Annotated in this window: 21 protein-coding genes and 1 pseudogene; 10 read left to right on the forward strand and 12 right to left on the reverse strand. The window is 59.4% G+C overall.

Going from position 1 to position 22105, the window contains the following annotated elements:
• Positions 1 to 30 precede the first annotated feature (30 nt).
• The 3 genes from C8K61_RS01820 to C8K61_RS01830 all read right to left on the reverse strand — a co-directional run bounded on the left by C8K61_RS01820 (position 31) and on the right by C8K61_RS01830 (position 2009).
• Complete coding sequence (locus C8K61_RS01820; RefSeq protein WP_146174263.1) at positions 31 to 783, reverse strand: hypothetical protein; 753 nt, start codon at positions 781 to 783, stop codon at positions 31 to 33.
• Positions 784 to 884: 101 nt separating this feature from the next.
• On the reverse strand, positions 885 to 1148 hold the full coding sequence (locus C8K61_RS01825; RefSeq protein ID WP_108094463.1) for a DUF4404 family protein: 264 nt from the start codon (positions 1146 to 1148) through the stop codon (positions 885 to 887).
• A 123-nt stretch (positions 1149 to 1271) separates the two neighbouring features.
• Positions 1272 to 2009, reverse strand: coding sequence for a phosphatase (locus C8K61_RS01830; protein WP_108094464.1), 738 nt, complete (start codon positions 2007 to 2009; stop codon positions 1272 to 1274).
• 230 nt (positions 2010 to 2239) lie between these two features.
• Here C8K61_RS01830 and C8K61_RS01835 point away from each other — a divergent pair, with 230 nt between their 5' ends.
• The gene (locus C8K61_RS01835; protein ID WP_108094465.1) at positions 2240 to 2941 is read left to right on the forward strand and encodes a VacJ family lipoprotein; all 702 of its coding nucleotides are present in this window, start codon (positions 2240 to 2242) and stop codon (positions 2939 to 2941) included.
• A gap of 138 nt (positions 2942 to 3079) precedes the next feature.
• Here the strand turns inward: C8K61_RS01835 and C8K61_RS01840 are convergent, their stop codons facing one another.
• Entirely contained in the window at positions 3080 to 3379 is a 300-nt protein-coding gene (locus C8K61_RS01840) for a PilZ domain-containing protein (RefSeq protein ID WP_108094466.1), read from the reverse strand.
• A gap of 217 nt (positions 3380 to 3596) precedes the next feature.
• Here C8K61_RS01840 and rssB point away from each other — a divergent pair, with 217 nt between their 5' ends.
• Both rssB and rssC read left to right on the forward strand, forming a co-directional pair.
• Complete coding sequence (gene rssB / locus C8K61_RS01845; RefSeq protein ID WP_108094467.1) at positions 3597 to 4781, forward strand: two-component system response regulator RssB; 1185 nt, start codon at positions 3597 to 3599, stop codon at positions 4779 to 4781.
• A 43-nt stretch (positions 4782 to 4824) separates the two neighbouring features.
• Entirely contained in the window at positions 4825 to 5307 is a 483-nt protein-coding gene (gene rssC, locus C8K61_RS01850; RefSeq protein WP_108094468.1) for an anti-sigma factor antagonist RssC, read from the forward strand.
• A 63-nt stretch (positions 5308 to 5370) separates the two neighbouring features.
• On the opposite strand, the gene tal is transcribed toward rssC, so the two are convergent.
• The 5 genes from tal to C8K61_RS01875 all read right to left on the reverse strand — a co-directional run bounded on the left by tal (position 5371) and on the right by C8K61_RS01875 (position 13565).
• Positions 5371 to 6297 carry a transaldolase gene (tal, locus tag C8K61_RS01855; protein WP_108094469.1) on the reverse strand — a complete coding sequence of 309 codons (927 nt, stop codon included), beginning with the start codon at positions 6295 to 6297 and terminating at the stop codon, positions 5371 to 5373.
• 204 nt (positions 6298 to 6501) lie between these two features.
• Positions 6502 to 7914, reverse strand: a complete 1413-nt coding sequence (locus C8K61_RS01860) for an efflux transporter outer membrane subunit (protein WP_108094470.1) — start codon at positions 7912 to 7914, stop codon at positions 6502 to 6504.
• Positions 7911 to 11090, reverse strand: coding sequence for an efflux RND transporter permease subunit (locus C8K61_RS01865; RefSeq protein ID WP_108094471.1), 3180 nt, complete (start codon positions 11088 to 11090; stop codon positions 7911 to 7913). The genes C8K61_RS01860 and C8K61_RS01865 overlap by 4 nt, the downstream gene beginning before the upstream one ends.
• Positions 11091 to 11117: 27 nt before the next feature.
• A complete protein-coding gene (mexE, locus tag C8K61_RS01870) occupies positions 11118 to 12365 on the reverse strand; it encodes a multidrug efflux RND transporter periplasmic adaptor subunit MexE (RefSeq protein WP_108094472.1) in 1248 nt (415 codons plus the stop codon).
• A gap of 276 nt (positions 12366 to 12641) precedes the next feature.
• Entirely contained in the window at positions 12642 to 13565 is a 924-nt protein-coding gene (locus C8K61_RS01875) for a LysR family transcriptional regulator (RefSeq protein WP_108094473.1), read from the reverse strand.
• Positions 13566 to 13751: 186 nt separating this feature from the next.
• Between C8K61_RS01875 and C8K61_RS01880 the strand changes: the two genes are divergently transcribed.
• Positions 13752 to 14774, forward strand: coding sequence for a zinc-dependent alcohol dehydrogenase family protein (locus C8K61_RS01880; RefSeq protein WP_108094474.1), 1023 nt, complete (start codon positions 13752 to 13754; stop codon positions 14772 to 14774).
• Positions 14775 to 14823: 49 nt separating this feature from the next.
• Here the strand turns inward: C8K61_RS01880 and dusA are convergent, their stop codons facing one another.
• Both dusA and C8K61_RS01895 read right to left on the reverse strand, forming a co-directional pair.
• Positions 14824 to 15828, reverse strand: coding sequence for a tRNA dihydrouridine(20/20a) synthase DusA (gene dusA, locus C8K61_RS01885; protein ID WP_178086407.1), 1005 nt, complete (start codon positions 15826 to 15828; stop codon positions 14824 to 14826).
• A gap of 246 nt (positions 15829 to 16074) precedes the next feature.
• A pseudogene (locus C8K61_RS01895) lies at positions 16075 to 16188 on the reverse strand (cupin domain-containing protein); the annotation flags it as partial.
• 252 nt (positions 16189 to 16440) lie between these two features.
• On the opposite strand from C8K61_RS01895, the gene pstS reads away from it, so the two are divergent.
• The 6 genes from pstS (at position 16441) to C8K61_RS01925 (ending at position 21627) form a co-directional block, all read left to right on the forward strand.
• Positions 16441 to 17472: a phosphate ABC transporter substrate-binding protein PstS gene (gene pstS, locus C8K61_RS01900; RefSeq protein WP_108094476.1), complete on the forward strand. Its 1032-nt coding sequence runs from the start codon at positions 16441 to 16443 to the stop codon at positions 17470 to 17472.
• Between the two features lie 96 nt (positions 17473 to 17568).
• Positions 17569 to 18534 (forward strand): phosphate ABC transporter permease subunit PstC, encoded by a 966-nt coding sequence (pstC, locus tag C8K61_RS01905; protein WP_108094477.1) that lies wholly within the window; start codon positions 17569 to 17571, stop codon positions 18532 to 18534.
• A complete protein-coding gene (gene pstA, locus C8K61_RS01910) occupies positions 18534 to 19427 on the forward strand; it encodes a phosphate ABC transporter permease PstA (protein WP_108094478.1) in 894 nt (297 codons plus the stop codon). Before pstC ends, pstA begins: the two co-directional genes overlap by 1 nt.
• A gap of 76 nt (positions 19428 to 19503) precedes the next feature.
• Complete coding sequence (pstB, locus tag C8K61_RS01915) at positions 19504 to 20265, forward strand: phosphate ABC transporter ATP-binding protein PstB (RefSeq protein ID WP_218277796.1); 762 nt, start codon at positions 19504 to 19506, stop codon at positions 20263 to 20265.
• Positions 20266 to 20347: 82 nt separating this feature from the next.
• Positions 20348 to 21049 carry a hypothetical protein gene (locus C8K61_RS01920; protein ID WP_108094480.1) on the forward strand — a complete coding sequence of 234 codons (702 nt, stop codon included), beginning with the start codon at positions 20348 to 20350 and terminating at the stop codon, positions 21047 to 21049.
• Complete coding sequence (locus C8K61_RS01925; protein WP_256589342.1) at positions 21046 to 21627, forward strand: hypothetical protein; 582 nt, start codon at positions 21046 to 21048, stop codon at positions 21625 to 21627. Before C8K61_RS01920 ends, C8K61_RS01925 begins: the two co-directional genes overlap by 4 nt.
• On the opposite strand, the gene C8K61_RS01930 is transcribed toward C8K61_RS01925, so the two are convergent.
• Positions 21612 to 21782: a hypothetical protein gene (locus tag C8K61_RS01930; RefSeq protein WP_218277790.1), complete on the reverse strand. Its 171-nt coding sequence runs from the start codon at positions 21780 to 21782 to the stop codon at positions 21612 to 21614. The genes C8K61_RS01925 and C8K61_RS01930 overlap by 16 nt on opposite strands.
• Positions 21783 to 22105: the final 323 nt, after the last annotated feature.

Here is a 22105-nt window from a genome sequence, read left to right on the forward strand (position 1 = left end):
GAACACTTCCGTCCCAAAAACAGCGAGGGTTTAATTATCATTTATAAAATTAGCTAATGTAAAGTCTATAAAATTATGAAATGAACTATTTAAGAGCTTAATCTGTTTTGATCCAATATTATGAAGATATACTTCGTTACTATTTCTCTTAATTAAAATTTCATCCCCGTCGTTATGAAGCCATAATTCTCCGAATTTTAAATACTCGTCATCATTCAATTCAATTAACTGAAAATCAACAAACAACCCCTCGAATTGCAACAATGAAATGTTACTGAAATAGATTATAATTTCTTCAGTTAAAAAATTTGAAATAGACTTTTCTAATATATCCTCTTTTGAAAATTCTCTTTTTATAGTATCCCCAACCCCTTTAAAGTTATTTTTTATAGCAAAATATAGGTTTGGATATTCTTTATCTAAATTTTTAAAATTATGCTCAAAATAAATTTTGAAGTCATTTTCTTCTTTCTCGCTTAAACCAGTAATGCTTTTTTCCCAATTCAACTTATAATTATTTTCAGACTTAGCATTAAAATCTTGATTAATAGATCTTAAAAATTCTTTTGCATTGTTTTGGGATATTAAAGTTGCTCCATCAATTCCTTGAGCCATTTTAGGTTTTATCTTTAAAAACCAACCTGGAGAAATCTCTTTTTTAACTAGAGGCTCATTTTGTTTCCACCAATTTATCCAATTTTCGGAAGTAATATTATTTTCGCTTAAATGTATTAATTTTTCTAAAATATTTTTATCTATCATTTTACCAAGAATTTGTTCCATTAATTAAACGGTGATCTTATTTGGGAGAGGCTTGCGCCTCGATGATTTTTGCCCCAACAAAAAGCCCCGCACATGTCGGGGCTTTTTGTTGGGCTCAGGGCTTAGATCCCCATGCTCACCAGGCTCTGCACAATATTGCGCAAGGTGCCGGCGATGGTCGGGTGTTCAACTTCAAAACGTTCGACGGCGAGGTTTACCCCATCCACCAGGTTGGTATCCGGAGCGCTGGCTTCGCGCGCCAGCTGCAGTTCGATCTGTTGCGCCAGGGCGGCGAGTTCTTCGCGTTGCTCGGCGGAAACCGGGGGCTCGCTTTGCAGTTGCTCGCGCAGTAAGTCCAGTTGGTGCTGCAATTCGCGGGCAGGCATGGTGTTTCTCCCTCTGTGATAGGCAACAGCATTGACCCCGGGCCGCAGCCAAAGGTTCTAGCGTTGAGGGTAATCCATGGCCTGGCGCTTTGCCTGATCCAGGGCAGACGAAGATGTAACAGGTCAGGGCTTTTCGCCCTTGTGCCGGCGCTGGGCCAGGTCTGCCAGGCTGGGGCCAAGGTCGGCCAACTGGTCGATCACCGAGTGCACGCCCAGGCGGTACAGGCTCAGGGTGGCTTGGGCGCGCAGGTGATCCCGCTCCGGCGCCGGCAGCGCCTGCCAGTCATCCGGTGCCTGGCCACAGAGCGGGCCGCAGGCGGCCAGGCCGACGGTCCACAGTCCGGCATTCAGGCCGGCTTGCAGCAGGCGCGGTTCGCCGCTGATCAACACGCAGCCATCGAGGTTGTTCACCTTCAAGGCCGACAGCGATTGCCAGCAGGCATCCGGTGCTGGCCACGGGCGGGCGGCGCTGGTGTCGGTTCCCGGCAGCCAGGCGGGCAGGGCGCTGGCCAGTTGCGTGCTGGCGTTACTCGGCAGTTCATCCAGCCAGGCGCAGGGCACGCCTTGTTGCTGCAAGGTTTCCAATACGTGAAGAGCGCCGGGGGTGACCTGGGCGTGTTCGTTGGCGCAATCCTGCAAGGCCTGCTGCAGCGAGGAAAGGTCAGCGCTATGGGGTTCCCGACCGAGCGCGGCGCTCAGGGCGGCATGCGGTGACAGCTGCTGGCTGCCTTGATTGGCCGCCTCGGGGAATAGGCGTTGCAGCGTGACGGGCAGGGTGCGGGCACCAAAGTCGACCAGACAACCGGACAGGCCAAACAGAACAGCGGTGAAGTCGGCAGACGATGAGGCGAGAGCAGGCATGGCACGCATCCGAGCGAGGGGGTTATAGGCAAACTAGTGAGCAACGATGACGTGTCGATGAATACTTTGTGACAATTATCGAGAATACCGCGCGCCAGGGCAGATTTTTCTGTCGTTCTTCACCTGCCAAACCCCTGCCGCAGCCCCTATACTGTGCGCCTTTTGCGCCAGCGCCTATGCTGGCAAAACGCGCCTGGCGCGATCTCTTATTCAGTCTCTGGAGCCTTGCAATGGATGTGTTTGCCAGCAATTGGGCCGCGCGTTTTGGCCAACTCTGCCTGTGTGTCGGCTTGGCGCTGCTGTCGCAGGTAACCCTGGCCGCAGAAAGCGACCCGTGGGAAGGCTTCAATCGCCCGGTGTTCACCTTCAACGACACCATCGACACTTACGCCCTGAAACCTCTGGCGCAGGGCTACCAGAAGGTCACCCCGCAGTTCCTCGAAGACGGCATCCACAACATCTTCAATAACGTCGGTGACGTCGGCAACCTGGCCAACGACCTGCTGCAAGGCAAGGTCGAAGCCGCTGGCGTCGATACCAGTCGCGTACTGTTCAACACCACCTTCGGCCTGCTCGGTTTCTTCGATGTGGGCACCAAGATGGGCCTGCAGCGCAACGACGAAGACTTCGGCCAGACCCTCGGCGCCTGGGGCCTGAACAGCGGCCCGTACCTGGTTCTGCCACTGCTCGGTCCAAGCACCGTGCGCGACGCTTCCGGCAAGATCCCGGACAGCTTCCTCGAACCCTATCCGTACATCAACGACGTGCCGGCGCGTAACGTGGCCCGTGGCGTTGATGTGATCGATACCCGCGCCAGCCTGCTGTCGGCGGAGAAGTTCATCAGCGGCGACAAGTACAGCTTTATCCGCAATGCCTATCTGCAGATGCGCGAATTCAAAGTCAAAGACGGCCAAGTCGAAGATGATTTTTAACGCGCAGCTCTTGTAGGCGCGGCTTTAGCCGCGATGGCTTTGAAAAGAGCATCGCGGCTGAAGCCGCTCCTACGGGGCGATGTTTTGAGCAATAAAAAAGGCGACCTTCAAGGTCGCCTTTTTTATTGCTACGGGGAATTACTTCATCGACAGAATCGCCAACCCCAGGGATTGTCTGCCGCCATCCAGCGCGCTGGCGCGGATGACTTCGGCTTCGGCGTCGAGGCCGCGTAGTTCGTTGTGTTCGGATGCGATGTGGACGCGGACCTTGTCGCCCACCTTGGCGTCGCTTTCGGCTTCCAACTGCATGCCGGTGCTGGACAGATCGAGGCAGAGGGCCGGAATGTCGCGGCCGGCGTGTTTCAAGGTAACGGGTGCTTCCAAGCGCATACGGATGTAGTCGCGTTTCTCGGTGTAGGCATGATCACTTTGGCTCATTGACCCGCTCCTCTGGTTTTATGGACTCTCCGATGGCCCTTATAACCTTGGCCTCTTTCAGCTGTAAAGGCATCAGACGATGATCGGCGTAAGCTTGAATCGCCGCACGGATGGGAGTACCGTCTGCGCCTTGACATGATCTCCCTAGTACACGCGTCCCGGCTGATCGGCCTGACGTACACGCCAACCACCCCTGGCGCCGTTTGCCTGGTACCCCATGCACAATTCCAGTGCCTCGCTGCTGATTATTGATGACGACGAAGTAGTGCGCGCCAGCTTGGCTGCCTACTTGGAAGACAGTGGCTTCAGCGTTCTGCAAGCTAGCAACGGCTTGCAGGGTCTGCAGATATTCGAGCAGGAAAAACCTGACTTGGTGATCTGCGACCTACGTATGCCGCAAGTCGACGGCTTAGAACTGATCCGCCGGATCAACGCGCTCGAGGTGCAAACCCCGGTTATCGTCGTGTCCGGTGCTGGCGTCATGAGCGATGCGGTCGAGGCCTTGCGCCTGGGCGCCGCCGACTACCTGATCAAACCCCTGGAAGACCTGGCCGTGCTCGAGCACTCGGTGCGCCGAGCCCTGGACCGCGCCAACCTGCGCCTGGAAAACCAGCGCTACCGGGAAAAACTGGAAGTCGCCAACCGCGAGCTGCAAGCCAGCCTGAACCTGTTGCAAGAAGACCAGAACGCCGGTCGCCAGGTGCAGATGAACATGCTGCCGGTCACGCCCTGGAGCGTCGACGGCCTGCAGTTTGCCCACCAGATCATCCCGTCGCTGTACTTGTCGGGCGACTTCGTTGATTACTTCCGTCTGGACGACCACCGCATCGCCTTCTATCTGGCCGACGTTTCTGGCCACGGCGCGTCCTCGGCGTTTATCACGGTACTGCTGAAATTCATGACCACCCGGCTGCTGTACGAGTCGCGCCGTGGCGGTCTGCTCCCCGAATTCAAACCGTCGGATGTGCTTGGGCACATCAACCGCGGCTTGATCAATTGCAAACTCGGCAAGCACGTCACCATGTTGGGTGGTGTGATTGACGAGCAGAGTGGAAAGCTCACGTACAGCATCGGCGGCCATTTACCGCTGCCGATCATGTACAGCGAAGGCAAGGCGCATTACCTGGAAGGCCGCGGCCTGCCGGTGGGGCTGTTTGATGAGGCAACCTACAGCGATCACGTGATCGAGTTGCCCGAGTCGTTCAGCCTGACCTTGCTTTCCGACGGCATTTTGGACCTTTTGCCGAGCGATACACTCAAAGAAAAGGAAGCGTTGCTACCACAGTTGGTGTGCACGGCAGGTGGCAGCCTGGATGGCTTGCGCCAGGTGCTTGGGCTGGCCAATCTCGCCGAGATGCCAGATGATATCGCCTTGCTGGTGTTAAGCAGGAACCTTGCATGATCTGTATGACCGCGCGTCTTATGAGCCGGAAGGGTACCGTTGCATGAGTACCGGTAGAATTCAGTTTGCTGAGCAGAACGGCACCTTCGTTCTCAAGTTCGTGGGTGAAGTGCGCCTGACGCTTTGTTCGGCGTTGGATGCCACGATCGAGAAGATTTTCACTGCCCTGAACTTCTCGGCCATCGTCATTGACCTGACGGAAACCCGCAGCATCGACAGCACCACCCTTGGCTTGCTGGCCAAGTTGTCGATTCTGTCGCGGCAAAAGGTCGGGCTGCTGCCCACCGTCGTCACGACCCACGCCGACATCACCCGTTTGCTGCAATCCATGGGTTTTGATCAGGTGTTCAATATCGTCGACCAGCCGTTGGCCTGCCCAGGCAGCCTGGCGGACCTGCCGTCGCAGGATCAATCGGAAGAAGTGGTGAAGGCCAAAGTGCTGGAAGCGCACCGCATTCTGATGGGCCTGAACGAATCCAATCGGGAAGAATTCCACGATCTGGTGAGCGCACTCGAACGCGGCTAAACGCCTTTCAAGCGCCCATAAAAAACGCCCAAGAGCCAAAAGCTCTTGGGCGTTTTTGTTTGCTCAGCGTTTGGCGGCGAGCAGTGCTTCGAGCTTTTCCTGATCGCGCGCGAACTGGCGAATACCTTCGGCCAATTTCTCGGTCGACATGGCTTCTTCGTTCATCGCCCAGCGGAAGCTGCTTTCGGTGGGTACTTGCTTCGGTTCACCCGGATTGCCTTCGCGCAACACGCGCTCCAGCGAGCCATTGTCATCCGACAGCTGCTGCAACAGTTCCGGGCTGATGGTCAGGCGGTCGCAGCCAGCCAATTGCTCGATCTGGCCGATATTGCGGAAGCTCGCGCCCATCACCACGGTGCCGTAATCGTTGGCCTTGTAGTAGTTGTAGATGCGCGTCACCGACTTCACACCCGGGTCTTCGGCGCCCACAAAGTCGCGGCCTTCGGCCTTTTTGTACCAGTCGTAAATGCGGCCCACGAACGGCGAGATCAGGAAGATCCCGGCATCGGCGCAGGCGGCGGCCTGGGCGAAGGAAAACAGCAGGGTCAGGTTGGTCTGGATTCCGGCGCGCTCCAGTTGTTCGGCGGCGCGAATACCTTCCCAGGTGGAAGCGATTTTGATCAGGATGCGCTCGCGACCCACGCCGGCCTTTTCGTACAGGTCTACCAGGCGATAGGCGCGAGCTAGCGTGGCTTCGGTATCGAACGACAGGCGAGCATCCACCTCGGTGGAAATACGCCCTGGAATCACCTTGAGAATGCCCTGGCCCACGGCCACGCCAAAACGGTCACTGGCCAGGCCCAGGTCGCCATTGCAGTCGGCCACGGCCTGATTGAGCAGGTCGGCATAGCCCGGCATGGCGGCGGCTTTCAGAAGCAGGGAAGGGTTGGTGGTGGCGTCGACAGGTTTGAGGCGGGCAATGGCATCGATATCGCCCGTGTCGGCAACCACGGTGGTGAACTGGCTGAGTTGTTCAAGCTTGGAGGTCATGGCACGGCCTTGTAGTAACGAATGCAACGAGTGCCTAGACCTTACCCGAGCCGCCAGCCCCGCTCAACGGCTGGAGCGTGACATTCGAGGGTGTTTTTGACGTTATCGGCCCAGCGCGCCAGTTTCCCGGCAAAAACAAACAGCCCCGGTACAGATGCCTGGTTGACCAGGCGCCCATATCGGGGCTGCGGGGAGTGCAGTTGCTTAGCGCGTAGCGACAGTCGCCGGTGCCTGCCAACCGCCGCCCAGGGCTTTATAGATGGAGACGATGCCGTGGTACACATCGACCTCGGCCTGCGCCTGCGCATCTTCGGCAGCCAGACGTTCACGCTCAGCGTCCAGCAATACCAGGAAGTCCGACGTACCTTCACGGTAGCGAATCGACGCCTGATTAGCCGCCGCACGGCTGGCTTCGCTCTGACGCAGCAGCGAGACCAGGCGTTCCTGGCGTTTGCCGTAGTCGCTAAAGGCGTTTTCCGACTCTTCCAGGGCCACCAGCACTTGCTGCTCGTAGTTGGCCAGGGCGCCTTCCGAATCGGCATCGGCGCTACGGATACGCGCTCTCACGCTGCCCAGGTCAAACGCTGCCCAACTGATGGTCGGCGCCACGCCCCAGGCCCGGGCGGCCGAAGAGCCCAACTGCGAACCACGTGCCGAGGTGAAGCCGAGGAAGCCGGCGACGTTCACCCGTGGGAACAGGTCTGCCGTGGCTACGCCAACATTGGCCGTAGCCGCTGCCAGTTGCCGCTCGGCAATTCGGATATCCGGCCGGCGACGCAGCAATTCCGCAGGGTCACCAATCGGCAACGCCTTAGCAATCGCCGGAATCGCTTTCGGGCTCAAATCTACGGTCAATTGCTCCGGCCGTTGACCGAGCAGGGTGGCGATACGGTTACGCGAACGCACCTCCTGCGCTTGCAGCTGCGGCAGGGTGGCCTCGGTGGCCGCCAGGCGTGCATCGGCACGCAGCACGTCCAATTCGCTGCCGACACCGGCTTCGCGCATGGTGTCGGTGAGGTCGCGCGATTCCTGCTGGTTTTTCAGGTTGCTGCGGGCAATGTTCTCGCGCAATTGCGCGCCACGCAGTTCACCGTAGGCATCCACCAGCTCGGCAATCAGGCTGACTTGCAGCTGGTACAGCTCGGCCTCGGCGACATCCTGCTCGGCGTCGCTGGCTTCCAGTTGGCGCTGGATGCGGCCGAACAGGTCGATCTCCCAGGCCATGTCCAAACCGAGGTCATACCGTTCGTTACGCACACGGTTTTCGGTGATACCGGGTTGCTGCGCTTTGCCGTTCTCGCTGCTGGCGCGGCTGGTGACCACCGGGAAGCGGTCATTGGCGACGTCATCACGAATGGCGCGAGCCGCTTTCAGACGGGCGAACGCCACGCGCAACTCACGGTTTTCCTGCAACGACTGGCTGACCAGTTGGTTCAGGGTGGGGTCATCGAACTGCTGCCACCAGGTCACTTCGAACTTGCTACGGTCGTAGTTGCCTTGAGCGGCGGCGGCCACTTTGGCCGCCTCGGTTTCCGGCGCTTTATAGTCCGGGCCTACGGCACAGGCGCTGAGCGCCAGTGCTAGCAGGGTAGGCGCGAAGGCTGCTTTCAAGCTCATGCGTGTGCCTCCAGTGCAGGCGCTTTGGGTGCTTTGCGGGCTTCGCGGCGTTCCACGAAGTTGCGGATCAACACATAGAACACCGGGGTCAACAGCAGGCCGAAGAAGGTCACCCCGAGCATCCCGGAGAACACCGCCACGCCCATGGCATGACGCATTTCCGCACCGGCACCGCTGGAGAACACCAGAGGCACTACACCCATGACGAAGGCGAACGAGGTCATCAGAATCGGCCGCAGACGCAGGCGGCAAGCTTCCAACACCGCCGCCAGCGGGGTCATGCCTTCCAGCTGTTTGTCCTTGGCGAACTCGACGATCAGAATCGCGTTCTTACAGGCCAATCCCACCAATACGATCAAGCCGATCTGGGTAAAGATGTTGTTGTCGCCACCGGACACAATCACCCCGGTAATCGCCGACAGCAGGGTCATCGGTACGATCAGGATCACCGCCAATGGCAGGCTCCAGCTTTCGTACTGGGCAGCCAGCACCAGGAAGGCCAGCAGTACGCAGAGCGGGAACACGAACAGCGCGGTGTTGCCCGAGAGGATTTGCTGATAAGTCAGGTCCGTCCACTCGTAGGTCATGCCGTTAGGCAGTTCGTCTTTCAGCAGTTTCTCGATGGCTTTTTCCGCTTGGCCCGAGCTGTAGCCCGGTGCTGCCGCGCCATTGATTTCGGCGGTGATAAAGCCGTTGTAGTGCATCACCCGGTCCGGGCCGGAGGTGTCGCTGACCTTGAGGAAGGTCGCCAGCGGAATCATTTCGCCGAGGTTGTTGCGTACTTTCAGCTGACCGATCTGCTCGGCTTCCAGGCGGAACTGCTGCTCAGCCTGCACGTTGACCTGATAAGTTCGGCCAAAACGGTTGAAGTCGTTGGCATACAGCGAGCCCAGGTACACCTGCAGGGTGTCGAAGATGTCGCTGATGGCTACGCCATGGGTCTTGGCTTTTTCCCGGTCGATCGCCGCGTCTACCTGAGGCACGTTCACCTGGTAGCTGGTGAACAACCCAGCCAGCTCTGGCACGCTCTGGCTCTTGGCGATGATGTTCATGGTTTCGTTGTACAGCGCTTCATAGCCCAGACCGCCACGGTCTTCGATCTGCAGGCGGAAGCCGCCGATGGTGCCCAGGCCCTGGACCGGTGGTGGCGGGAAGATCGCCATGTAGGCTTCCTGAATACCGGCGTACTGGGCGTTCAAGGCACCGGCAATGGCCCCGGCCGACTGGCTTGGGTCTTTGCGTTCATCGAAGTCTTTCAGGGCGACGAAGACGATGCCGCTGTTAGGGCTGTTGGTGAAGCCGTTGATGGACAGGCCGGGGAACGCGATGGCATTGGCCACGCCCGGTTGCTTCATCGCCATTTCGGACATCTGCTTAATCACCGCTTCGGTACGGTCCAGGCTCGCCGCGTCCGGCAGTTGGGCGAAGGCCACCAGGTACTGCTTGTCTTGCGGCGGTACGAAGCCGGTTGGCGTCGACGAGAAGCCGGCATAGGTCAGCACCATCAGGCCGCCGTACACCACCAGGGCAATACCGCTGCTGCGGATAACCCGCGCCACGGTGCCGACATAACCATGGCTGGCTTTGTCGAAGAAGCGGTTGAAGGGACGGAACAACCAGCCGCCCAGCAGCTTATCCAGCACCTTGGAGAAACGGTCTTTCGGTGCATGGTGATCGCGCAGCAATACCGCAGCCAACGCTGGCGACAGGGTCAGCGAGTTGAAGGCCGAGATCACGGTGGAAATTGCAATGGTCAGGGCGAATTGCTTGTAGAACTGCCCGGTGAGGCCGGAGATAAAGGCCGCCGGAATAAATACGGCACAAAGCACCAACGCGGTAGCGATGATCGGACCGGTCACTTCCCGCATGGCGCGTTTGGTGGCCTCGACCGGGGTCAGGCCCAGGCCGATGTTCCGCTCCACGTTCTCCACCACCACGATGGCGTCGTCCACCACGATACCGATGGCCAATACCAGGCCGAACAGTGACAGCGCGTTGAGCGAGAAGCCAAACAGGTGCATCACGGCAAAGGTACCGATCAGCGAGACCGGCACCGCCACCAACGGAATGATCGAGGCGCGCCAGGTTTGCAGGAACAGGATTACTACCAACACCACCAGAATCAGGGCTTCGAACAGGGTGTGCACCACTGCCTCGATGGAGCCGCGAACGAAGATGGTCGGGTCATAAACGATGCTGTAGTCCATGCCTTCCGGGAAGCCTTTCTTCAGCTCTTCCATCTTCGAACGCACTTCGTTCGAGATTTCGATGGCGTTGGAGCCAGGGCGTTGGAAAATCGGAATGGCCACTGCCGGGTCGTTGTTCAGCAACGAGCGCAGAGCGTACTGGCTAGAACCCAGCTCAACGCGAGCGATGTCTTTCAGGCGGGTAATTTCACCGTTTTCACCGGAGCGAATAATGATGTTCTCGAACTCTTCTTCGCTTACCAGACGGCCCTGGGTGTTAACCGAGAGCTGGAAACTGGTGCTGCTAGGCGAGGGCGGGGCACCCAGTTGGCCGGCGGCTACCTGACGGTTCTGCTCGCGAATGGCGGTCACCACATCGGTGGCAGTCAGGTTGCGCGAAGCGGTCTTGTTCGGGTCCAGCCACACACGCAGGGAGTAGTCGCCCATGCCGAACAACTGCACGTCACCCACACCGCCCAAGCGGCCCAACTCGTCCTTGATATTGAGCAAGGCGTAGTTGGACAGGTAGAGCATGTCGTAGCGTTTATCCGGCGAGGTCAAGTGCACCACCATGGTCAGGTCCGGCGATGCCTTGTCGACCGTGATACCAATGCGCGTCACTTCTTCCGGCAGCTTGGGCTGGGTACGGGTCACCCGGTTTTGCACCTGCACCTGCGCGTTGTCCAGGTCGGTACCCAGGGCGAAGGTGATGGTCAGGGTGATCTTGCCGTCGGCGGTCGACTGCGAGGACATGTACAGCATGTTCTCGACGCCGGTGATCGCCTGCTCCAGCGGAGCGGCTACGGTTTCACCGATGACCTTCGGGTTGGCGCCTGGGAAGTTGGCACGGACCACGACGGTCGGTGGGACCACTTCCGGGTATTCGCTGATCGGTAGCTGGAACAGCGAGATGGCGCCGGCGATCAGGATCAGCAGCGATAACACTGCGGCGAAGATCGGCCGGGAAATGAAGAACTGGGAAAAATTCATCGCTATTAATCCTTTTAAGCCAAGGGCTTAGCCGCGTGCCGGAGAAGCGCTGGCGAGCTTCTGCTGCACGACTTTGTCGTTCTTGGCTTGCGCCGCATTGGTGTTTTCCAGCGCCTGGCGTTGTTGCGCCAGGGCGGCGATGGTGGCGTCACTGGCCATTGGCACAACCTGAGGTTCTACCGGCGAGCCTGGGCGAGTGCGTTGCAGGCCTTTCACCACGATCTGGTCACCCTTAGCCAGGCCGCTACGCACAATGCGCAAGCCTTCCAGCTTCGGCCCCAGCTCTACCGCGCGGTACGCCGCTTTGTGTTCAGCATCGACCACCAGCACAAACTTCTTGCCGAGGTCCGTGCCGACGGCTTCGTCGTTGATCAGGGTGGCGTTGTAGGTGGCGCTGCCAACCAGTTTCAGGCGGGCATACAGACCAGGGGTGAAGCGGCCATCAGTGTTATCGAACACCGCGCGACCACGGATGGTGCCGGTCTTCGGGTTCACCTGGTTGTCGACGAAGTTCATCTGGCCCAGGTGCGGGTTGCCTTCTTCGCCAGTCAGGCCCAGGTACACCGGGCTGTTCTGGCCGCGCTGGCCTTGGCGGGCGAGTTCGTTGTATTTGAGGAACACGCGCTCATCGACGTCGAAGTAGGCGTACACGCGGTCAGTGGACACCACACTAGTCAGCAGGGTTTGCCCGGCGTTCACCAGGTTGCCGGCGGTGATTTCCGCGCGGCTGACACGGCCATCAATCGGCGCTGTGATGCGGGTAAAGCTCAGGTTGAGACGGGCGTTTTCCAGTTGCGCCTGGATATTTGCCACACCGGCACGGGCTTCTTGTGCAGCGCTGGTGCGGGCATCGGCCAACTCGGCAGAGATGGCATTGCTGGCACGCAGACGCTCACCGCGCTGGGCTTCGTTTTCTGTCCGGTTGAGGTTGGCGCGAACTTGCTGCAGCTGGGCTTCCAGGCTGCGCACTTCGGCTTCGAACGGGCGCGGGTCGATCTGGAACAGCAGATCGCCTTTCTTCACCAGGGAGCCTTCGGTGAACACCACTTTGTCGATGTAACCGGAAACGCGAGGGCGGATGTCGACGGCTTCCGGCGCTTCGAGGCGGCCGGTGAACTCGTCCCACTCATTGATGGGCTGTTGCAGTACCTCGGCAACGCTGACCTTGGCCACCGGTAGCTGCGCGGTGGCTTCGGGCGCTTTGCCACACGCACTGATAATGACCAGGGCGAGGGCGGCCAGTGGGTATCGCAAGGCTGAAATGGACTGTTGCATCGGTGGGACTCCGCCATAGGTTTTTTAGGATGGGCGGAGTGTGATGGCGCAATGAGACGTCAGACGAATCGAACAAGCCGAACTTGGATATCAATATTAATGATGAATGGTTCATCTGACGGTAATAGTACGGGGAAGGTGCATTGAGGCGGAGATGGGTGTCTCCTGTGCGATTCTGGATTCCGGCCTGCGCCGGAATGACGGAAGTTTGAAGTTAAATCACCGTCATCCCCGCGCAGGCGGGGATCCAGAATCTCAAGCCGGGCGGGGCGGTAACTACCCCAAACTATCCGGATCAGACACAAACATGGTGATCCGCGACCGCAACCACCGCTCGGCCGGGTCGTTGTCCTGCGCGCCGCGCCAGGCCATCGAGAGTTCAAACGTGCGCTCTGGAATGCCTTCGGGTACATCTTCGGCGCGCACACCGCCAGTGGCGGTCAGGGCGGCGGCGGTGTAGTCGGGCACGATGGTGAGCAAATCCGTCCCGGATAGCAGCGTCCCCAGCCCGTTGAATTGCGGTACTGCGAGCACCACTTTGCGTTTGCGCCCGACCTTTTCCAGCTCCTCATCGATAAACCCATTGAGGTCGCCAGCAAAGGAAACCAGCGCATGCGGGCGGGCGCAGTATTCATCCAGGGTCAACTTGCCCGGCGCCGAATCGGCGCGCAGCAACTGCGGCTTGCTCTTGCGCAGGGTCTTGCGCTTGGCGTTGGCCGGCAGTTCATCGGTGTAACTCACACCGACGGAAATCTCTCCGGAGGCCAGCAGGTTGGGCATCAACAGGTAGTTGGCACGCCGCACTACAATCACTACACCCGGTGCTTCGGCGCGCACACGGCGCAGCAGGGCAGGAAGAAGTCCGAACTCCACGTCGTCCGAGAGGCCTATACGAAAGACGGCGGTGCTGGTGGCAGGGTCGAATTCGGAAGCGCGGCTGACTGCGGTGGAGATCGAATCCAGCGCCGGCGAGAGCAGGCCAAAGATTTCCGAGGCCCGCGCGGTGGGCTCCATGCTACGACCGGTTCGCACAAACAGCGGGTCGTCGAATAAACTGCGCAGCCGCGACAGCGCCGCACTGATCGCCGGCTGACCGAGAAACAGCTTTTCCGCCGCACGCGTCACGCTGCGTTCGTGCATCAGCGTTTCGAACACGATCAGCAAGTTGAGATCAACGCGGCGGAGGTCGTTACGATTCATTCAGCGCTACCCTGTACCTGAGTGCTCTAGTGCGGTTCCTGGAGCAAGAGGCTGACGGGCGGCGAAGCTGGCGTCAAGCGGCGCCATCATTGGCATTTATGTCGACTATTGATAGACGCGGGTGGTTTTGCTGGTAAAGCCCCGATAAAGTCCGTGGCCATTGGGAGTCCACATGCGAGGTGAGCGATGTCCCGTGTAATCCGATTCCATCAGTTCGGCCCAGCTGAGGTCCTCAAGCTGGAAGAACAACCCACCGCCCAACCGGCGGCTGGAGAGGTATTGCTGCGGGTTGAAGCCATCAGCGTCAGCTGGCACGACGTGCTCTGGCGCCAGAACCTGGCCCCCAGCCCAGCGCGCTTGCCGGCCGGTATCGGCCAGGAAGTCGCCGGCGTAGTCATTGCCGTTGGCGCTGGCGTAGACGATTTGAAAGTCGGCGATAAAGTCGCCAGCTTCCCCGGCCACAGCGCCAACCAATACCCCGGTTACGGCGACGAACTGGTGCTGCCCCGCGCCTCGTTGACCCTGTACCCGGACGACGTGCTCAGCCCGGTCGAAGCTAGCGGCTTCTACACCCCGCTGCTGATCGCCTACTTTGCCTACGTGGAATTGGCCAAGGCCAAAGCCGGGCAAACCGTACTGATCACCGACGCCTCCCACTGTTCGGGCCCGGCCTTCGTGCAACTGGGTAAAGCTTTGGGGCTGCGCATCATCGCCGCCACCAAAGACCCGGAAGACCGCGAGTCGCTGATTGCCCTGGGTGCCGACAAAGTCATTGTCACCGAAGAGCAGGACCTGGTCGCCGCCATCAACAAATACACCGACAACCGCGGTGTGGATGTAGTGCTCGATGGCCTGGGTGGTCCGCAGATGTGCCTGCTGGGTGATGTCATCGCCCCGCGTGGTCGCCTGGTGTTGTACGGCCTGCAAGGCGGCAACCAGACCCCATTCCCGGCCTGCGCCGCGTTCCAGAAGAATATTCAGTTCTTCGTGCACTGCATCGGTAACTTTACCGGCAAGCCCGAACTGGACATTCCGCCCGACCAGGAAGCCGTGGCCAACGCGCTGACCGCGCTGAACCAGTTGGCCCGCGACCGCGTGCTGCAACCGCGAGTGGAAAAGGTGTTCGCCTTCAACGACTTCGTCGAAGCGCACCGCTACATGGAAAAATGCCCGAAACAGGGGCGTGTGGTGATCGAAGTAAACGAGTAACAGCGCGTCAAAACATACGGCGGATATCGGAAGGTATCCGCCGTTTGCGTTATTTCCCTCGCAACAACTCACCCGCCTGGTCGAGCAACGCAAGCGGGTCCGGCGCCTTGTGAATGTCCACGGACAACATCTGCCGAAACTTCCGCGCCCCGGAAAACCCCGTCCCCAACCCCAGCACATGCCGCGTAACGTGGTGCATCACACCGCCACTGGCCACGTGCTTGGCGATATAAGGTCGCAACGCCTGTAACGCTTCAAGGCGGGTGATCACCGGCGCCTCACTGCAAAACAACTGCTGATCCACCTGCGCCAGCAGATACGGATTGTGGTACGCCTCGCGGCCCAGCATCACGCCATCAAACGTCTGCAAGTGCGCTTCGCATTCTTCCAGCGTCTTGATGCCGCCGTTCAGCACAATCTCCAGCTCCGGAAAATCCGCCTTTAACTGCGCGGCTACGTCATAACGCAGCGGCGGAATCTCGCGATTTTCCTTCGGCGACAACCCTGCCAGAATCGCAATGCGCGCATGCACGGTAAAACTGCGGCAACCGGCTTCCTTCACCTGCCCAACAAAATCCACCAACTCTTCGTAGCTGTCGCGGCCATCAATCCCGATGCGGTGCTTCACCGTCACTGGAATCGACACCGCATCCCGCATCGCCTTCACACAATCGGCCACCAGGGCCGGGTGGCCCATCAGGCAAGCGCCGATCATATTGTTCTGCACCCGATCACTGGGGCAGCCCACATTCAGATTCACCTCCTGATAACCCGCCTCCTGCGCCATACGCGCGCACGCCGCCAACTCGGCCGGCACGCTGCCGCCCAACTGCAACGCCAACGGGTATTCGGCCACGTCGTGCTGGAGAAAGCGCTGCGGGTTATCGCCACGCAGCAGCGCGCCGGTGGTGACCATTTCGGTGTAGAGCAGGGCGTTCTTGGAGAGCAGGCGCAGGAAGAACCGGCAATGGTGATCAGTCCAATCCATCATCGGCGCAACGCTGAAGCGACGGGAGGGCTCGGAGGCGGTGGGTAGGGCGAGTGGGGCGGTCATAGTCGGCATCTGAGGAGCGGGGCGTGAAGGGCGGGGAGTTTATCAGGAACAGGGGCGGCGCTGATTCTGATGCCGATAGGGGGAGGCTGCCCTTTTTTCAGCACGAGTTCCGCAACGTTGCCCCGTTCAAAGTCCGCGCACTTCACGGTTCATGCCGCAACGCATCAATGACTACCCCCCAGTGCCGAGGATTGCTCCCGCCGGTTCGGGGAGTACAGATGGTAGCCAGGAAACGGCTGGCACCAGGCGTGGCCCACCTTCCTGCTGCACATAGCCCACCCCGGACGTGACGATCAGCATTTGCCCCAGCGGGTGGGTGTGCCAGGCGGTGCGGGCGCCGGGCTCAAAGGTCACGGTGCCTGTGCTGTGGGTAGCGGTTTCGAAGTGGCCTATGGCTTGGCGGAGAGCGCGTTGTACCGGGCGAAGAAGGGCGGGAGCAACTGTGTTGAGGCGGCTCACTAACCCACGTTTGCAGGAATCGAGGCTTGAAGCCTCTCCCACAGGGTGACCTCGGGCTCCTGCGAGGTTGAGGGGGGCTTTGACACGCGGCCTTCATAAAACCTTAACAGCCCTACGGCAAGCTTGCGGGACCCTTTGTATGGAGTTTCGTCGATGAAAGGTTTGATGAAGTCTGCTGTGCTCGCGGTTGCCGTTTCTCTTAGCGCAACTTCTCTGGTGTTCGCTGATGAAAGCGTGCGCCTGACCGGCTCCGGCGCCAGCTTCCCGGCTCCGATCTACCTCACCTGGTTCAAAGACTTCAGCAAGAAATCGGCTGGCGTCACCGTGGACTATCAGTCCAAGGGCAGCGGTGCAGGCGTACAGGATTTTCTCAACAAGACCGTTGATTTCGCGGCCAGCGACTCGGCGATGAAAGAAGAAGACATGGCCAAGGTGGCCGAAGGCGTGCAGCTGCTGCCGATGACCGCCGGCGAAATCGTGCTGGCCTACAACCTGCCAGGCAGCCCCAAAGGCCTCAAGCTGCCGCGCGATGTCTACTCCAACATTTTCCTGGGCAAGATCACCAAGTGGAACGACCCACAGATCGCCGCCGCCAACAGCGAGCTGAAGCTGCCTGATCTGCCGATCACCGTAGTGGTTCGTGCTGACTCCAGCGGCACCACCGCCGTGTTCACCAAGCACCTGGCGGCCATCAACGCCGACTTCAACAAGGACCTGGGCGAAGGCAACACCGTAAACTGGCCAGCCAGCGACAAGTTCATCAAATCGCCGAAAAACGATGGCGTGACCGCCACCGTACGCCAGACTCCGGGTGCCATCGGCTACATCGAATACGGCTTCGCCAAACTGGCCAAGGTCGACTTCGCCGAGCTGCAGAACAAGGCGGGCAAGTACGTAGTGCCTAACGCTGAAAGCGGTGCTGAAGCCCTGGCCGCCGTGAAGATGCCAGAAAGCCTGGTGGCCTGGCTGCCGGATCCGGATGGTGCGAAGTCCTACCCGATCACCTCGTACACCTGGATGATTTTCCGCAAGCACAACGACAACCCGGCCAAGGCCAAAGCCATGCGGGAAATGGTCGAGTACGGTCTGACCGAAGGCCAGAAAATCGCTGACTCGATGGGCTATATCCCGTTGCCGAAGTCGGTTGTCGATCAGGTTCGTGCCGCTTCTGCCAACATCCAGTAACGCTCGCCCGGCCTCTGCTCGGCGTGCGCCAACGGCCCGCGCCGAGCGAGGTTACCCCTTCCGGGGTGGCCAGCCTTCACGTTCCGGAATTAGCCCATGAACAAACCCTTTGTCGTCCCGGTTAACTCGGACTCCGCGTGCAAACCACCTTCCACGAAGGACTTTCTGGTTGACCGCACCTTCCGCGCGCTTGCACGTGTGGGCGTCGTGTTGATTCTTGCGCTGGTATTTGCCCTGGTATTCGAGGTGGGGCGCAAGGCCGTTCCAGGCATGGAAAAGCATGGCCTGGACGTTATTTTCGGCAGTGTCTGGGACGTTAACCAAAGCAAGTACGGCATTCTGCCGGCCATATGGGGCACGCTCTACAGCGCCCTGATCGCGTTACTGATTGCCGGTGTATTCGGTGTCAGCATGGCGATTTTCTTAACCCAAGATTTCCTTCCGCCCAAGCTCGCGGCGGTGTTTCGCACCATCGTCGAACTGCTCGCCGCCATCCCCAGCGTGGTGTACGGCCTGTGGGGGATCTACGTGGTAATCCCGGCGATTCGGCCCCTGGCCGGATGGCTGAACAGCGAGCTCGGCTGGATACCTTTTTTCAGCACCAGCCTCAGCGGCCCTGGCCTGCTACCGGCCTCCCTGGTGCTGGCCATCATGATTCTGCCGACCATTGCTGCCGTTTCCCAGGACGCCCTCACGGCTGTGCCGATGAAAACCAAGCAGGCCGCCTACGGCATGGGCACCACCCATTGGGAAGCAATTCTCAAGGTGATGGTGCCCACCGCGGCCACCGGCATCTTCGGTTCGCTGGTGTTGGGCTTGGGCCGCGCGTTGGGGGAAACCATGGCGTTGGCCATGCTGGTCGGCAACTCCAACCAGATCGCGCTTTCGGTGTTCGCGCCTGCCAACACGCTGGCAGCCTTGCTGGCGCTGAACTTCCCCGAGGCCGGGCCGAACGAGGTTGAGGTGCTGATGTACGCGGCACTCATATTGATGCTGATCACCCTGATCGTGAACGTCATCGGCTCGATGATCATGCTGTATGCCCAGCGGGGGACTAAGTGATGAATGACCTGACGTCGGCGAAAGTCGCGCTGCCCAGCCTGCAGCGCACCTTTGAAGGCCGCGCCCTGCGCAGCCTGGTGTTGACCACGCTGGTCTGGCTGTTCGCCGTGCTGGCCAGCGTGCCGCTGTTTTCCGTGCTGTACATGCTGATTACCCGCGGCGGCGCGCGCCTCAGCCTGGAGGTGTTCACCGAACTGCCGCCCACCGGTTTTGAAACCGGCGGTGGCTTCGGCAACGCCCTGGCCGGTACCTTTGTGATGGTCGGTATCGCCGCCGCCATCGCGGTTCCGGTGGGCATCATGGCGGCCATCTTTCTGGCCGAACTGGGGCCCAACAGCAAGCTGGCCAGCGCCGCGCGGTTTGCCGCGAAGATGCTTACCGGCCTGCCGTCGATCCTGGCCGGGGTGTTTGCCTACGCCCTGGTGGTGGTCACCACCGGCACCTACTCGGCGCCGGCCGGTGGCGTGGCACTGGCGGTACTGATGCTGCCTATCGTGGTGCTGACGGCTGAAGAATCGATGCGCATGGTGCCCAAGATCATGAAAGACGCGGCATACGGCATGGGCTGCACGCGCTCGCAGGTGATCTGGAAAATCATCTTGCCCACGGGCCTGCCGGCGATTCTCACTGGCGTGATGCTGGCCGTCGCCCGCGCTGCCGGTGAAACCGCGCCGCTGCTGTTTACCGCCTTGTTCAGCAACTACTGGATCGTCCACCAGGGCGAATTGGCGGTGATGAATCCGACGGCCTCGCTGGCCGTGCTGATTTACAACTTCTCCGGCATGCCGTTCGACAACCAACTCGAACTCGCCTGGGCGGCCTCACTGGTGCTGGTGATGATCGTCCTGGTCGTAAACGTCGTCAGCCGTATTTTCGGCAAACCCAAGTTTTGAGAGCGGGAGCATCTGAATCGTGAACGCATTATCTGCGCAACAAAAAAGTTCGGTTGATACCCAGGCTCCGGTGGTCATGGACTGCAAGCTGGACAAGATTTTCTACGGCAACTTCCTGGCCGTGCGTGACAGCCATGTGCCGATCGAAAAAAACAAGATCACCGGTTTCATCGGTCCTTCGGGCTGCGGCAAGAGCACGGTGCTGCGCAGCCTCAACCGGATGAACGATCTGGTGCAGGGCTTTCGTTTCGAGGGCCATGTGCACTTCCTCGGTCAGGACGTGTATGGCAAAGGCGTGGACCCCGTGGTGGTGCGCCGCTACATCGGCATGGTGTTCCAGCAGCCCAACCCGTTCTCGATGAGCATCTTCGACAACGTCGCGTTTGGTCTGCGCCTGAATCGCTACAAGGGCGATATTGGCGACCGGGTAAAACACGCGTTGCAGGGCGCCGCGCTGTGGGACGAGGTCAAGGACAAGCTGAAGGTCAGCGGTCTGTCGCTGTCCGGTGGCCAGCAGCAGCGTCTGTGCATCGCTCGCGCCATCGCCACCGAACCGGAAGTGCTGCTGCTGGATGAGCCATGCTCGGCGCTCGACCCGATAGCCACCCGCCGGGTCGAGGAGTTGATGGTTGAGTTGAAGAAGGACTACACCATCGCCCTGGTGACCCACAACATGCAGCAGGCTATCCGTGTGGCGGACACCACGGCGTTTTTCTCCGTGGATATTTCGCAAGGCACCCGCACCGGTTACCTGGTGGAGATGGGCTCGACCGCGCAGATCTTCGACAACCCGCGCGAGCAGATGACCAGCGACTACATCAGCGGCAAGTTCAGCTGATTAATTGTGCGTCCGAGGCCGCATGCAGCCCTGCGCTGCATGCGGCTTTTGCCGTTTAAAACCGCCCTTTTCAGGATAACCAATGCCAGCCAAGCGTCGCCTTGATTTGCCTGCGATTGAAGATGCGCTGCGCAACGTGCAGCAGCGTTTCACTGAGCTCAGCAGGTACTTTACCGAGCCGCGTGACCCCTTCACCGACGAAGTGCTGCAGAACGTGCTTGAGGGCTATGCGCTGATTGACGACTACGTTGCCCGGGACGTGGATCTGTTCGATCTGCAGCAGCTGGACCTGATGCTGGAGATCAACGCCACCGTGCTCTGCGGCACCCACCCAGCGGCGCGGGCCGAGTTCGCCGAACACCTGGTCGCCACCGAGAAACATTTTTTCAACAACACCGAAGGTGGCATCAAAGACCTGTATCACTGGTACAGTGCGCACCAAGGCGAATCCGTGTGGAAGCGCGCGGCTGGCGTCTACGTGCGCATTCTCAGCCGGCCGCAGCTGTTCCTCGAAGGCAACAACCGCACCGGCTCGCTGATTGTCAGCTACTTGCTGATGCGTGCCGGAAAACCGCCGTTCGTGCTGTCGCTGGCCAATGCCGAAGGTTATTTCAACCCGTCGTCGGTGATTCGCAATTCCGCCAAACACGGGGTAAAGGCACTTTACGAACTGCCCAAGATCAAGAAAAAATACGCGGCCTTTCTGGAAGAGCAGTCTCCGCATCCAACGGAGTTTTTTCTGCGAGACAAACACTCGAGTTTCTATCAGGAAAACCACGAATGAGCGGCGATCCAACGCTCAACAGAATCCGCCACTTCGCGGGTAAGTTGACCCAAGGTGCCCGACGTCTGGCGCCAGGGCCGGTGCTCCGGCATCCACCCATCCGTATTTCGTTCGATGTTGACGACACCCTGGCCTGCCAACCGCACCACGCGGCCGCTGAGCACAGCCGGCTGCCGGCGATGGTCCATCGTTGGCTGGGTGAACCCTTGCGTACCGGCACTCGCCGGCTGACCCGCGAATTGCGCCGCCAAGGCTGCAGCATCTGGGTTTACACCTCATCCGGCCGCACGCCGTCCTATATCCGCCGCTGGCTACTGCTGTACGGCGTGCACGTCGACGGCATCGTCAACAGCGTTCGCCATAGCAATGCCCTGACAGTTCACGGCTTCGCCAACGCCCCCTCGAAATTCCCCCCGGCCTTCGGCATCGACCTGCATGTCGACGACTCCGAAGGCGTGCGGATTGAGGGCAATGACTACGGTTTTCGCGTGGTAGTGGTGCGGCCCGATGACGAAAACTGGGCGCAGCGCGTTATCGATGCGGTCGCGGAAATTCGCGGCGCCTATGTGGGCGGTTGAGTGCCGTAGCCCTCACTGAGGGCTGCAACGCGGGCATTGAATTCAGCAAACTGCGGCGCCGTTTCTTCGTACCGTTTGATCGAGGCACAGAGCTGGTCGATCAGCAGTTCGGTGAGTTGGCGCTGCTCTTCGGTTTCAGTCAGTTCGTCAAGCAAGGCCAGGGCGCGATCGTAATCGTCTGGGTGGGTAATCTCTTGAATGAGGGTACCGCGCTTGTTCTAAGGTTTGCTGGATTTCGATAAGGCGCTGGGCCAATTCAGAAAGGGTGTGGGAACCATTTCCGCAGGTAGATACTCCGCTCATGGGATCACTCCTCGGTTTTTAGGCAGGTTCGCCACTGAGAGTATCGATCTCTGTTTTCGCCCTCCTTAAATCACGCTTCGCAAAACCCTGTTGGCCGCTCAATGGCGCTAACGACGGAGCCGAAGGGCATGTATCTTGCTTTGCTAGCAATCAATAAATCTATAGCTAGCAACAA

The sequence above is a fragment of the Pseudomonas sp. GV071 genome, assembly GCF_003050835.1.
GTDB lineage: Bacteria > Pseudomonadota > Gammaproteobacteria > Pseudomonadales > Pseudomonadaceae > Aquipseudomonas.